Genomic DNA, 13,953 nt, shown 5'->3' with positions numbered 1-13,953 from the left:
AAGGACCTAGAAGCCGACGGCGATGCCTCGGTTGGCGAAGAAGCGATCGAAGACTGAAAGCGGCAGCGTCACATGCGCCTGGCTTTCCAGATTGTGTCCTGATGGATTGTGGAAGCGGATGGTTTCGGGTGAGGCCGCCGTCACCAGCACCAGGTGGCCGCCCTTCGACGGCGGCTCACGCTCTGGCCAGCGGATTGCGTGATGCACCGAGGCAATGAAAAACTGCCACTTGGAAAGAAGTTCGGGAATGGCGGCCGTATCGACATTCGTCATTGTCTGCGCGCCCAGCCCGAACCGTTCGGTGACGAACTTGACGAAAGGCGCATAGATCAGCCCCTTGATCGAGGCATCGGCGTCATTGACGACATAGCCGCCATAGGCCGCACAGCCGCGGGCAAGATCGAGCGTCGGATAAAGCTCGCCGCGCGTGGCAAGGATCATCTTGAGGCAGGCCATACCGCAGACATTGACGGCCCAGCGGGCATATTCCTCGATCGTCTGGGCACCGGAATGCCGCCACAGCGGATCGCGCAGGAGCGCAGCAGAGCCATTTGCCACGACTGGCAGCGTCATCTCGGGCGTTTCCCATTGGCTGAAATAGGGCACGTCCGCCCGCCGTATATTCACGAATCCCCCATCGGTGATCAAATCACGCCGGGAAATTCCACAAGCAAAGCGACCCTTTTGCGGCGAACAGAACGGATCCTTCAAAATTGCGGTATGGGCAAGTGCCGCAAGAGCAGGGGTTTTTCGCCTATCTTGGAACGCAGTCCTGTGACCGCCAGGTGGCTGTCGTTTCGGCCTGCCGCAATGCATGCTCGCCGGCGGGTTCGTCTGGACGACGTCTGGAAGCCCAAAGGCGCAGATGATCTCAACAGTCGGTCAAGGAACACCGTCTTCGACCTCGACTGCTGCGCCCCCTCTTGGAGGCACAGGGGACGGTCATCGTCGGTGCCAGAACATTCCGGGCGAACTCTTGAAAAAACAAGCGAAGTCCGAGCGACCAACCCGATCTCAAGCGATCTCGCTTGCTGGCGATTGCTTGCAATCGATGTGAGTTGAGGGAAAAAAGCAGCAATCGGCCCAGGTCAGTTCGACGCTTTCGTTGTCCTTCCGTCAAGCCTTTGTCGTGTTCTTGGCGTTGCGCTCCAGGAGCGCCTTTACCGTGTCGTCGTTGATCCTGCCGCTCGGGTCCTGGCCGACCGACTTCTGGAAGCTCTTGATCGCGGCGGTCGTCTTTGCGCCCATCTCGCCGTCCGCCGGCCCGGCGTCGAAGCCGTTGTTGTTGAGGATCGCCTGAATGTTGCGGATCGCCTTCTTCATATCGATTGTCGAGGTCTTCGTGCCGTTGCTCGCCCAGCCGTCCGGGATTTCGATGCCGTTGGCCTTGTTGTCAAGCGGTTGCGGCTTCCAGGCTTCCGTTGCAGCCCGCGCCTTTTCAAGGTCGGCGGGCTTCATCGCCTTTGCCACTTCGTCGCGCTTGGCACCGGCGTCCTTGTCGCCGCCCTTTGCAGCGATTGCGAACCACTTGTAGCTTTCGCCGAGGTCCTGCGCTACTCCGTTGCCGCGGGCCCAAAGGATCGCCAGGTTGAACTGGCTGTCGGTGATGCCGAGGTCGGCCGCCCTGGTGAACCAGTTTGCGGCTGCCGTGTAATCCTGCTCGCCCAGCGCACCGGAGGCGTAGAGCACGGCCAGATTGTGCATGGCGCTGGCATTGCCCTGATTGGCAGCCTGCTCGTAGAAGGCCTTGGCCCTGCCGATATCGCGTGCGACGCCGGTCCCCTTCTCGTACATGCTGCCGAGACGGTATTGCGCCGGAGCAAAGCCTTTGTCGGCGGCAAGCTGATACCAGCTTGCTGCCTGAGCCTGGTCGGCCGCCAGTCCGTTGCGGCCTTCGGTATAGCGTGCGCCGATCTCGAAGAGGGCGAGCGGGTCGCCGTTGCGGGCGGCCTGTGCCAGCGCCTGCGGCTGGATCGTGTCCGGCACGGATATGGAAGACGGCGCGGGCGAGGCATTCGTCGAAACTGGAACGTCCTTGGGCGAGAACGTTGCGGCATCCTGTGCCGGCGCGCCTGGCGTCAGCGTCGAAGCACCTTCGCCGTCAAGCGGGACGGCGTCGGTCAGGTGACCGGCCGGTGCGGTCTGCATGGCGTCCGGCTCGGTCTGTGCCGTGTCTGCGGAGGGCGATGCTGCGGCCTCGGGGTCTGCAGATTCCATCGGCGTGACGGCTGCGGTCGCTTCCAAGCTCTGTTCCGGCATGGCCGAGTTATTGGCTGCAACGGGGTTCTGCGCGGCGTCCGAAAGCAGCGAGACTTCGTCCCGCGGGGCCTGTTCGCCGCTCGTCAGCGTCCGGGCAAGAGGGAAGGCCATGATGGCGAGCAGCACGGCGCCGGCAGCAAGCAGAAGTGGACGACGGAAGCGGCTGAAGGCGCTGGCGCCGCCGGCAGGCTTTGGTGCCTTGAATTTCTTCTCGGCCTTGACCGGCTGGGCCCTTGGATCGGCTTCCATGGCGGCGGCCTGGGCTGCGCGGCGGGCGGCGGCGATATAGTCGGCGCGTTCGTTTTCGGTTGCCGGCTTTGGATTGTTGCGCGCCGCCGCCTGGCTGGCGCGTACCCGCTCCAGGATCTTCTTCACATCCGGCGCGCCCGAGCCCGGCTCCAGCGGCTCGTTCGATGCTTCCTCGCCAGGCATCAGGTCGACCGGATCGATCGACGGCGCGGGATCGATGACGGTGCGCTCGACAGCCTTCGCCTTTTCGGTCTTCTTGCCCGGAATCAGCCGCTTGCCGAGTGCTGAAAGCAGGCTGCCCTTTGGGGGCGTGGCGGCTCCGGCGGGATTGGTTGCTGCTTCGATCGCGCTCGCGCTCGTATCGGCTGTGGGCGGAAAAGGCGCAGGCACGACAGGCTCGCTGATCGTCTCCGCCGTTCGCAAAAGCGGCGAGCCGCCCTTTTGACCGAAGACGGCCTGTGTCTCGCTTTCCTCGCCACCAGCAGGGACCAGTGCGTAGGGATCGATCTCGAAATCGGCATCTGCGGCGGGCATCCTTGCCGCCGGCCGGTTGCGGCTTTCCATGTCGTCCAGCCGGTCGGCGATCTGCACCAGCGTCTCGTGCAGTGCCTGGAACGTCTTGTGCGTGCGTTCATCGCTGCTGCGGCTGAGCTCTTCCAGATGCCGCAGATCTTCGGCGAGCGCGTTAAGCGCCGACATGTCGGCGGCCGGAACTGCGCCGGCCTGGAGACCGCCGTTGCGGGAATAGGCCTCGACGACGGCTTCGGCCGCCTGGCGGGCGGCCTCGATGATGTATTCGTCGCTGGTTGCCATGTAGTCTTCGATGGCGCCCATGCGGCGGTCGAGCTCGACCGGAATGGCGTCACCGCCGGCGCGCGGCGAGTTCATCAGCGCAGAAAGACCGGCAATCTGGTCTTCGAGGTTCTTCAGGGCACGCGCATCCGTCGGCGCCGCCGCAGTGCTTTCCTCGAGGCGTGCCGCGATATCGCTGAGGCGCCCCTCGATGCGCCGAAATGCAACGTCATCGGTAGCCGCGCCATGCGCAGGCTGCACGTCCATCTGGTCGATGCGGCGCGCAAGATAGTCCAGCCGTTCCGCCAGCACGTCATTGACTGCGCCGCTTTCCAGCGCGTCGATCTTGCGGGAGATATCGGCAAGCGTGCCGTTCAGATCGGCCTGCGGAACCGTCTTTTGAGCACGCTCGAGCATGAAGGAAAGCTGCTCGAGCCGCTCGTCGAGGCGTGCCGTCGCTTTGGTATTGGCGAGTTCCTCGACGCGTCGCGTCAGCATTTCCAGCCGGTCGGCAAGGCCTTCGGCGGGCAGTGCGCGGCTCTCCGCACTGCGGCCCACCATATCGATCTGCTCGGCCAGCGCATTCAGCCGACCTTCGAGGCGATGCATCAGCGCCGGGTCGCCGCTTGCCGCGCTGCGCCCGCTTGCCGCGATTGCACGGCTGATCTCGTCAAGGCGCATATCCATTGCGGCAAACTGCTCGGCCATTGCGCGGTCATGCGGCCGGATCATGCTGCCGAACTGTTCCATCGCGGTGGCGATCGCAATCAGCTTGTCTTCGAGCGCGCGCACCGCCGGGCTCTCGCCCATGCCGCCGATATGGCGCTTGATATCGTCGAGCCGGTAGGCAAGCGACACCAGCTCTTCCTGCAGGCCCGCCGTGTCCAGCGCATGCAGCTGGGTTTCGAAGCCGTCCCAGCGGCGTTCCATGTGGCGGATGGAATCTTCGCGGGCAAGCCCGTCCATCAGTGAGCGCAGCTCTTCGAATTCGCTTCGCAGGTCCGCAGCCTCCGGACCGGCAGAACGGCTGGAGAGCTGGTTTATGCTCTGGGCGAGCCGGCCCATGTCTTGGCGGATGTCGTCGGCGAAATGCGGGTCCTGCGCGCTCGTCTTGATCTCGCGCAACTCCGTTCGCAACGCATCCATCTCGCGCGCCACGCCGTCTGAAATATCGCGCTTCAGGTCCTGGCGCAGGTTGACGAGCGCCTGGGCAATCTCGGTCATCGTGTCGGGCGAGGCACCATAAGCAGGCGCGGCCTGCGGTGCCGGCATGCGCGGGGCAGATGCCGGCTCGCGGTAGGCGGCACGTTCGGCGGCTGCGCGTTCACGACCGGCGTCGAGCGTGCGCTGGCGCTCGCGGATTTCTGCGAGCGGATCAGGCCGGGCTTCCGGTCTCGTATAAGCCGGTTCGTAAGGTCTGCCAAAGCTCTCGCGCTCCGCTGCAGCTGGCTGCGGCCTCGGTTCGCGGCTCGACTTGCCCATCAGGCCTTCGATGCGTGCCTCAAGCCCCTCGATCGTGCGGTTCAGCGCATCGAGCGATGCTCTGTCGGAATGCCGGGGGATATTGGATCGCGATCCGTTCATCTTCCTGCTCGCTTCGTCTGCTCGGGACCCCCGTCAGGGCCAGGCCATTGGCTTGAGAGACCGTTCACCGGAGAAGAGCTTATTAGACTTTTCTCAACTTGAACGGCGTAGCGGCACTCCAAGTAAACGCGAGACTTGAAAAAGGAATGCGGATCACCACTGCTTACCCCGCACCTTTCACGAGACGTGGTAAACAAGCCGTTAACTTCAGTGAGAATTTTTTAATGTTTCGGTAAATCGGCACAGATTTTGAGCTAGATGCGCCGCTCCTTGATGGTGTTCATCACAAAGCTGGTCTCGATCGTATCGACGCATTTCAACCGCGCGATCTTCTCCTTGATGAAGCGCTCGTATTGATCCAGCCCAGCGCTCATCACCTTCAGGACATAGTCGCGCGAACCGGTGACGAGATGGCACTCGAGCACTTCGTCCCAACTGCGTACGGCAGTCTCGAACATCTGGATCTCGTCCTCGTGCTGGCGGCTGAGCCTTACGCAGGCGATTGCCGTCATCGTCCAGCCTTGTGCGATCGGATCGACCAGCGTCGTGTAGCCCTTTATGACGCCCGTCTCCTCCAGCCGCCGCAGCCTTCGAAGGCATGCCGAAGCAGAAAGCCCCACGCGCTCGGCAAGCTCGTTGTTGGTGATGCGCGCATCGGCCGTCAGTTCCTTCAGGATTCGCCGGTCGGTCTCATCAGCAATTTTCTGCGCCATATTTCAGATTGCTCCGCAGGAAGTTGCTTCCAAAGACCTCCTCCTGCGCCAAATAGCAAGAACGTGCCTCCGAATTTGATCTAATTTGCTGTTTGTCCCAATCCATCGGCCTGAGGAGACCGTCAATGACCGCGCCGCACCCTTCGAGAACCCATATCGGCAATCACGCGCTGCATCCGGAAACGCTGATGCTGAACTACGGGTACGATCCGGAGCTTTCCGAAGGCGCGGTCAAGCCGCCGGTCTTCCTGACCTCGACCTTCGTCTTCAACACCGCCGAGGATGGCCGCGATTTCTTCGACTACGTGTCGGGCCGCCGCGAGCCACCGGCAGGCAAGGGTGCCGGCCTCGTCTATTCGCGCTTCAACCACCCGAACAGCGAGATCGTCGAAGACAGGCTCGCCGTCTATGAGCGGGCGGAAAGCGGTGCGGTCTTCTCCTCCGGCATGGCGGCGATCGCAACCACGCTGCTTGCCTTTGTCCGGCCCGGCGATGCGATCCTTCATTCGCAGCCGCTCTATGGCGGCACCGAGACGCTGCTGGCCAAGACGTTCCTCAATCTTGGCGTTTCTGCCGTCGGCTTTGCCGATGGCGTCAGCGAGGCTTCGGTAAGGGCGGCGGCAGAAGACGCTATGTCGAAAGGCCGGGTCTCGGTCATCCTCGTCGAAACGCCCGCCAATCCCACCAACAGCCTCGTCGATGTCGCCATGATCCGTCGCATCGCCGATGCGATTGGAAAAACGCAGGACCACACGCCGATCGTCGTCTGCGACAACACGCTGCTCGGCCCGGTCTTCCAGCGCCCGATCGAACATGGTGCTGATATCTCGCTCTATTCGCTGACCAAATATGTCGGCGGCCATTCGGACCTCATTGCCGGCGCCGTCCTCGGCCCCAAAGCGGTGATCAAACAGGTGAAGGCGCTTCGCGGCTCGATCGGCACGCAGCTCGACCCGCATTCCTGCTGGATGCTCGGGCGCTCGTTGGAAACGCTGCAGATCCGCATGGAGCGGGCCAACAGCAACGCGCGCGCCGTCGCCGATTTCCTCCGCGACCATCCGAAGGTCGAGAATATTCACTATCTTCCCTACCACGATCCGCAATCGCCGGTCGGCCGCACCTTTGCCGCACAGTGCACGGGCGCCGGCTCCACCTTCTCCTTTGACATCAAGGGCGGCCAGCCGGCTTCCTTCAAGTTCCTGAACGCGCTGAAGATCTTCAAGCTTGCTGTCAGCCTCGGCGGCACGGAATCGCTTGCCAGCCATCCGGCTGCGATGACCCATTCCGGCGTCCCGGCAGATGTGCGCCAGCGCATCGGCGTCCTGGAATCGACCATCCGGCTGTCGATCGGCATCGAGCATCCGGACGATCTGATCGCCGATCTGGCGCTGGCACTGGACGAAGCGTAAGGGCAGGCGGCGTCAGGCCGCCGCCGTCTCGCGCACATCATCGAGCAGGAAATGCGCGACGATGTAATTCGTCTTGTAGAGCCTGCCGCTATCGGAGGTGTTCTCGATACTGCCGCCGTCAGCCGGGTGCCAGGCATGGTAATGCGGATTGGTGGTGATCAGCGTGATCGCCTTGCCGGCGAATTTTCCGCCGAGCCGGTAGCGGGCCTCCGCCAATGGCCAGATGCGCTCGTAATCTTCCATCGGAATGCAAACTTTCAGAGCCCGCCTGCTGATTGCCTCGCTCCGCGATCCGTCCTCATGGACGACCGCCGGCAGCGCCAGCGTCACTTCCTCTGCGCCGTCCAGGATGGAATTGAACTCCTCAGGCCACATTCGTCTCATGAAATCGCTCCTCCCAGGGCTCTCTTCGATTGCCAGCGAAATGTAGCGTGTTCGCCCGCAGAAGCAAACGCTGCTTTCAGTCAGCGGCTGCCACTCAAGAGGCCAGGCTGCGCACCGCCTTCTTCAACGCCCTTTCCAGCGAGAGGAATATCCTCGGATCATCCGACTGGGCGACATTGAAGCGAAGGAAGCCGCGTGCTGTCTGCGACAGACTGAAGGCATTGCCCGGCGCTAAGACGACGTTGTCGCCAAGGCAGGCCTGCGCGATATCGGCAGCGTCTATGCCGTCCGGCAACTTGCACCAGACAAACATGCCCGCCTGCGGCCTTATCCATGGCGTGATGCCGAGCGGCGCAAGCCGGGCTGCCGTCTCGTCCATTGCTCCTGAGAGGCGAACGCGCAGTGCGTCCAGATGTTTGCGGTAGCTGCCATCCTTCAAAAGCAGCAGGATCAGTTCGGACGACAGCCGCCCGCCGCCGATGCTGGTCGCCATCTTGAGGTCGGCGAGCGGCTCGATCCAGTCCGCTCTCGCGGCTATGAAGCCGCAACGGACAGAGGCAGAAAGCGTCTTGGAAAAGCTGCCGATATGGACCACACGCTCCAGCCCGTCGAATGCGGCGAGGCGAGGAGCCGGTTCATGCTCGAGATCGGCGAAGATATCGTCTTCGATGATTGTCAGGCCGGCGCGCTCGGCAAGTTTCAATAGGCGGTGTGCCACAACAGGCGAGCACGTGGCGCCTGTCGGGTTATGGATTGACGAGTTGGTGATGTAGAGCCGCGGCCGGTGCTCATCGATCGCCCGCTCGAATGCCTCGATATCCGGGCCGCCGGGCGTCATCGCAACGCCGATGGCGTTCGCCCGGTGAGCGCGCAACAGTGCATGAAAATTGAAGTAGCACGGGTCGTCCACCAACACGCGATCACCTGGCTCGATCAGAAAGCGGCACAGGAGGTCGATTGCCTGCGTGCCAGATTCAGTCAGGATGATGTGGTCCGGAGCTGCTGCGATGCCGCGCTCGCTCATGCGGCGCGAGAGCAGTTGCCTTAGCTGCGGCAGCCCAAGCGGCGTTCCATAATCTGCAAGCACTCGCCCTTCGCCGCGCGAGATTGAACGAAGCGCCTTGCGTATTGCGGCCTGCGGCATCCAGCTTGCCGGCAGCCAGCCGCATCCGGGCTTCAGCAGTTCGGGCGCGTCTTCCAGCGACTGCCGGTAGACCCACAATGGATCGATCGCCCGCTCCAGCTTCGGCCCGATCTTAGAAAGCGTAAGCGGCGCAAGCGGGCTCGAAACGTAGAAGCCGGAACCTGGCCGCGAACGGATCAGGCCTTCGGCGGCCAGCCTTTCATAGGCCTCCACGACAGTCGAAGGCGAAACCTGCATCGTCTTCGCGAAGGCGCGCACAGAGGGCAGGCGGGACCCCTGCACGAGCCCGCGAGATGCGATCCGGCTGCGGATTTCCGCCATGACGCCTTCTATGCGCTTGCCGCCGCGCTCGCGCTCCGCCGACCGTTGATCCATCTGTACTGCATCCGTATCCATAACAGTTTGTGCTTATTGTATAGCACTGTCACTGGCGGTTCCAGCCCGTGCGGCCGATAGCGATGAAAACGCAGGAGTATGGGCGATGGACAGGACCGGCGGCTGGATCAACGGTTTTCTGGGGGTGCTGATCTTCAGCGGATCGCTTCCGGCGACGCGCGTTGCGGTCGCAAATTTCGATCCGCTGTTCCTGACCGTCGCCCGCGCCGCGATCGCTGGATTGCTTGCCTTGTGCTTGCTGCTCGCCTTTCGCCAGAAGCGCCCTGGCCGCGCCGATCTACTCTCGCTGCTTGTGGTGTCGCTGGGCGTGGTCATTGGCTTTCCGCTGCTCACCGCATTTGCACTGAAGCAGATCACGTCGGCTCATTCGACAGTTTTCATCGGCCTTCTGCCGCTGGCGACCGCCGTCTTTGGCGTGCTGCGCGGCGGCGAGCGTCCACGTCCGGTCTTCTGGCTGTTTTCCTGCCTCGGCAGCGCGATCGTCGCCAGTTTTGCACTGATGCGCGAGGATGCCGCATCCCTTGTCGGCGACCTCTTGATGCTCGCAGCGATCATCGTGTGCGGGCTGGGATATGCCGAAGGGGGCCGGCTGTCACGCAAGCTGGGCGGCTGGCAGGTTATTTCCTGGGCGCTGGTTCTTTCGCTGCCGGTCATGCTCGTTCTGTCCCTCGTCGTCATGCCGCCGTCCTTCCCGGATGCGGCAAGCACGTCATGGATCGGTCTTGCCTATGTCTCTCTCTTCAGCATGCTGATCGGCTTCATATTCTGGTATCGCGGCCTTGCGCTCGGCGGTATCGCAGCCGTCGGCCAGCTGCAATTGCTGCAGCCCTTCTTCAGTCTGGCGCTCGCAGCCGTGCTGCTTCATGAGAAGGTGAGCCTGGGCATGTTTGCCGTCACGCTGGCCGTGGTGGCCTGCGTTGCAGGCGCGAAGAAATTCGCGCGATAGATTGGCAGGCGGAACGACGGCGCCGCCTGAACCATCTGGCATCGCGCTAGCTGCGGAATGCCGCTTCAAGCTTGGCGATATCGAGCTTGACCATCTGCAGCATGGCTTCGGTCATGCGTCGCGCCTTGGCGCGGTCCGGGTCGGCCATCATCTCGCCGAGCAGGCGCGGCACGACCTGCCAGGAAACCCCCCAGCGGTCCTTAAGCCAGCCGCATGCCTCCTCCACGCCGCCATTCTGCAGGAAGCCATCCCAGAGCCGGTCGATCTCTGCCTGCGTCTCGCATGCGACGATGATCGAAAAGGAATGATTGAGCGGATCGAGCGGCCCGGCCTCCAGCGCGGTAAACTCCTGGTCGCCAAGCCTGAACTCGATCACCTTGCAGCTGCCTTCCGGCCCGCTCGGCGTGTCGGCTGGAACCACGGTCGTGCGCCGGATGGAAGAACTGGGCACCATCGAGACGTAGAATTGGACGGCTTCACTTGCGTCCTTTTCGAACCAGATATTCGTGCTGACCTTGGCCATTGGATAGTGTCCTCTTCTATTTGCTGACAATCGTTGGCAGCCCAAGGACGTTTTAGGGGGAAGTCATCCGACAGCGTGGAGATCTTTCCTAAATTTTGCCCGGATGAAGGATTTGACGTTTACGCAAACGTCAATATTTTGTATGAGACTCTCAGATGCCGGTCCGTCCGGTTGCCGAATTGGAGGAATTCGAACAATGCCAGTCTACAAGGCTCCGGTTAACGACACGCTCTTCGTGCTGAACGACGTGCTGGGCATCGAGCGCTACAACAATCTGCCTGGTTTTGCCGATGCGACGCCGGATATGATCGAGGCCATTCTGGGCGAGGCGGCAAAGGTGGCGGAGGAAGTGCTCTTCCCGCTGAATTATACAGGCGATCAGCAAGGCTGCAGGCGGGCCGACGACGGCTCGGTCACGACGCCGAAGGGCTTCAAGGAAGCTTACAGGACCTATTGCGAAGGCGGCTGGACCGGTCTTGCCGTGCCCGAGGAATTCGGTGGCCAGGGCCTTCCCTATACGCTGCATGCCGCAGTCGGCGAATATACCTCTGCGGCGAACATGTCGCTGATGATGTATCCCGGGCTGACGCAGGGCGCCATTGCCGCGATCCTCGTTCACGGGTCGGACGAGCAGAAGCAGACCTATCTGCCAAAGATGGTTGCCGGCGAATGGTCGGGCACCATGAACCTTACCGAACCGCATTGCGGCACCGACCTCGGCCTGCTCCGTACCAAAGCAGTGCCGCAGCGTGACGGCAGCTACAGGATCTCCGGCCAGAAGATCTTCATTTCCGCCGGCGAGCACGACATGACCGACAATATCGTCCATCTGGTGCTTGCCCGCATCGAGGGTGCGCCGGAAGGCACCAAGGGCATCTCGCTCTTCATCGTGCCGAAGTTCCTGGTCAAAGCCGACGGCACGCCGGGTGAGCGCAACGCCGTCTCCTGCGGCGCCATCGAGCACAAGATGGGCATTCACGGCAATGCCACCTGCGTCATGAACTATGATGAGGCGACCGGCTTCCTGATCGGCGCGGAAAACCGCGGCCTGAACGCCATGTTCGTGATGATGAACGAGGCGCGCCTCGGCGTCGGACTGCAGGGACTCTCGATCTCGGAAATTGCCTATCAGAACGCCGTCAACTACGCCCGCGAACGCATCCAGGGCCGTTCGCTCTCCGGTCCGAAGGCTCCGGACAAGAAGGCCGATCCGATCATCGTCCATCCGGATATCCGCCGCACGCTGATGACCATCCGCGCCTTCAACGAGGCCGGCCGGGCGTTCCTCCTCTGGACAGCGCTGAAATCCGACATCGCCCACCGCTCGGCGAGCGATGCCGAGCGCCAGACCGCGGATGACATCCTCGGCCTCGTCACCCCGATCCTCAAGGGCGTGATGACCGACAAGGGCTTCGACCACGCCGTCATGGCCCAGCAGATCTTCGGCGGTCACGGTTATATCGAAGAGCATGGCATGAGCCAGTACGTGCGCGACGCCCGCATCGCGATGATCTACGAAGGCGCCAACGGCATCCAGGCGCTCGATCTTGTCGGCCGCAAGCTGGGTCTCAATGGCGGCCGCGCCGTCATGGCGCTCTTCAAGGAGATCGGCGATTTCTGCGAGGAGAACCGCAACGACGAGAAGATGACCTTCTTCACCAAGAACCTGAAGAAGGGCTTGAACGACGTGCAGGCGGCGACCATGTGGTTCATGCAGCATGCAATGGCAAAGCCCGACAATGCCGGCGCCGGATCGACGGATTACATGCATCTCTTCGGCCTCGTCGTTCTCGGCTATATGTGGGCGAAGATGGCGAAAGCCGCAGAAGATGGTCTTGCGGGCGGCGATACGCCGCGCGAAAGCTATCTCAGGAACAAGCTTGTGACCGCCCGCTTCTTCATGGAGCGCATCATGCCGGAAACCGCACTGCGCAGGGCCCGCATCGAGACAGGCGCCGAGACGATGATGACCTTGCCCGCCGAGGCGTTTTGATTGAGTTGCCTTTCTCCCTGCCGGGAGAAGGGAGCCCGAAGGGCCGACGAGGGGGCGCGCTGCAGGCGTGGCTTTCTTCTGGCTCCGGCCTTGCCGGAGACCTCGTCGCCCTGTTTTGTTCGGCATTTCTCCCCGCTGGGGGAAGGCAGACACGGAATTCAACGGCCACATGGCCGATAGGGAGATGAGACAATGACCGAGGTTTTCATTTACGATCACGTCCGCACGCCGCGCGGCCGCGGCAAGAAGGATGGTTCGCTGCACGAAGTGCCCTCCGTCCGTCTCGCCGCCAAGACGCTCGAGGCGATCCGCGACCGCAACGGGCTCGATACGAAGACGGTCGACGACATCATCATGGGCTGCGTCGATCCGGTGATGGATGCCGGCGCCGTCATTCCCAAGGCCGCAGCCTTCGAGGCAGGCTATTCGACGCGCGCCCCGGGCATCCAGATCTCCCGCTTCTGTGCCTCCGGCCTCGATGCGGTAAACCTTGCGGCCGGCAAGATTTCGCAAGGGGCCGATGACATCGTGATTTCGGGCGGCGTCGAAAGCATGTCGCGCGTCGGCCTCGGCATGTCCGGTGGCGCCTGGTTCATGGACCCGTCGGTCAATTTCCCCGCCTATTTCATGCCGCAGGGCGTCTCGGCCGATCTCATCGCCACCAAATACGGCTTCTCGCGCGACGACGTCGACGCCTATGCCGTCGAAAGCCAAAAGCGAGCCGCCAATGCCTGGGAAAAGGGCTACTTCAAGAACTCCGTCATTCCGGTGAAGGACCAGAACGGCCTGACGATCCTTGCCCATGACGAGCACATGCGCCCCGGCACTGACATGCAGGCGCTGGCCTCACTCAACCCGTCCTTCCAGATGCCCGGCGAAATGGGCGGCTTCGAGGCTGTCGGGATCCAGGCCCATCCGGAGGTCGAGCGCATCAACTACGTCCATCACGCCGGCAATTCCTCGGGCATCGTCGATGGCGCCGCTGCCGTGCTGCTGGGCTCCAGGGCCGGTGGTGAATCGATGGGCCTCAAACCGCGGGGCCGCATCAGGGCCTTCGCCAATATCGGCTCCGACCCGGCGCTGATGCTGACCGGCCCCGTCGACGTCACGCAAAAGCTGCTGAAGCGCACCGGCATGCAGCTTTCCGACATCGATCTCTTCGAACTCAACGAAGCCTTCGCCGCCGTCGTGCTTCGCTACATGCAGGCTTTCGACATCTCGCACGACCGGATCAACGTCAACGGCGGCGCCATCGCCATGGGCCACCCTCTCGGCGCCACCGGCGCGATGATCCTCGGCACCGCTTTGGACGAGCTCGAACGCCGCGATCTCAATACCGCGCTCGTCACACTTTGCATCGGCGCCGGCATGGGAACGGCGACGGTGATCGAGAGAGTGTAGTCGCCGAAGGGCTTCGGGGCTGCCCGCTCGCTTACGTCCGTCGCCCTCGGGCTTGACCCGAGGATCTATCGCCTGAGGGCTGGACGGTCGGTCAATTCCGACTGTGACGGAGGAGAAGGACCCCCAAAAGGTCGCACTGCTTAAAGAGATTGCAAGGGAG

The 13,953-nt window shown here is 62.6% G+C and carries 10 protein-coding genes; 4 read left to right on the top strand and 6 right to left on the bottom strand.

The annotated features are described in order from the left end of the window. Positions 1-6: 6 nt before the first annotated feature. The 3 genes from EV130_RS10625 to EV130_RS10615 all read right to left on the bottom strand — a co-directional run bounded on the left by EV130_RS10625 (position 7) and on the right by EV130_RS10615 (position 5,597). Positions 7-621 carry a C39 family peptidase gene (locus EV130_RS10625; protein ID WP_074063047.1) on the bottom strand — a complete coding sequence of 205 codons (615 nt, stop codon included), beginning with the start codon at positions 619-621 and terminating at the stop codon, positions 7-9. A gap of 495 nt (positions 622-1,116) precedes the next feature. Further along, entirely contained in the window at positions 1,117-4,884 is a 3,768-nt protein-coding gene (locus tag EV130_RS10620; RefSeq protein ID WP_132660248.1) for a peptidoglycan-binding protein, read from the bottom strand. 254 nt (positions 4,885-5,138) lie between these two features. Beyond that, entirely contained in the window at positions 5,139-5,597 is a 459-nt protein-coding gene (locus EV130_RS10615; protein ID WP_074060115.1) for an Lrp/AsnC family transcriptional regulator, read from the bottom strand. Between the two features lie 125 nt (positions 5,598-5,722). Here EV130_RS10615 and EV130_RS10610 point away from each other — a divergent pair, with 125 nt between their 5' ends. Beyond that, positions 5,723-7,006, top strand: a complete 1,284-nt coding sequence (locus EV130_RS10610; protein ID WP_074060116.1) for a cystathionine gamma-synthase family protein — start codon at positions 5,723-5,725, stop codon at positions 7,004-7,006. Between the two features lie 12 nt (positions 7,007-7,018). On the opposite strand, the gene EV130_RS10605 is transcribed toward EV130_RS10610, so the two are convergent. After that, entirely contained in the window at positions 7,019-7,390 is a 372-nt protein-coding gene (locus EV130_RS10605) for a hypothetical protein (RefSeq protein WP_074060117.1), read from the bottom strand. A gap of 94 nt (positions 7,391-7,484) precedes the next feature. Beyond that, complete coding sequence (locus EV130_RS10600) at positions 7,485-8,909, bottom strand: aminotransferase-like domain-containing protein (RefSeq protein WP_132660246.1); 1,425 nt, start codon at positions 8,907-8,909, stop codon at positions 7,485-7,487. Positions 8,910-9,015: 106 nt separating this feature from the next. On the opposite strand from EV130_RS10600, the gene EV130_RS10595 reads away from it, so the two are divergent. Next, complete coding sequence (locus EV130_RS10595) at positions 9,016-9,876, top strand: DMT family transporter (RefSeq protein ID WP_132660244.1); 861 nt, start codon at positions 9,016-9,018, stop codon at positions 9,874-9,876. A 46-nt stretch (positions 9,877-9,922) separates the two neighbouring features. Here EV130_RS10595 and EV130_RS10590 read toward each other — a convergent pair whose 3' ends face one another. Continuing rightward, complete coding sequence (locus EV130_RS10590) at positions 9,923-10,399, bottom strand: VOC family protein (protein WP_132554062.1); 477 nt, start codon at positions 10,397-10,399, stop codon at positions 9,923-9,925. Positions 10,400-10,595: 196 nt separating this feature from the next. Here EV130_RS10590 and EV130_RS10585 point away from each other — a divergent pair, with 196 nt between their 5' ends. Together EV130_RS10585 and EV130_RS10580 are read left to right on the top strand one after the other, a co-directional pair. Continuing rightward, positions 10,596-12,392, top strand: coding sequence for an acyl-CoA dehydrogenase C-terminal domain-containing protein (locus tag EV130_RS10585; RefSeq protein ID WP_132660242.1), 1,797 nt, complete (start codon positions 10,596-10,598; stop codon positions 12,390-12,392). 192 nt (positions 12,393-12,584) lie between these two features. After that, positions 12,585-13,793: an acetyl-CoA C-acetyltransferase gene (locus tag EV130_RS10580; RefSeq protein WP_132554064.1), complete on the top strand. Its 1,209-nt coding sequence runs from the start codon at positions 12,585-12,587 to the stop codon at positions 13,791-13,793. Positions 13,794-13,953: the final 160 nt, after the last annotated feature.

It is taken from the genome of Rhizobium azibense (genome assembly GCF_004342325.1).
Classification (GTDB): domain Bacteria; phylum Pseudomonadota; class Alphaproteobacteria; order Rhizobiales; family Rhizobiaceae; genus Rhizobium; species Rhizobium etli_B.
The sequence above is the reverse complement of the archived record's forward strand: the minus strand, read 5'-3'. Positions and strand labels throughout refer to the sequence as shown.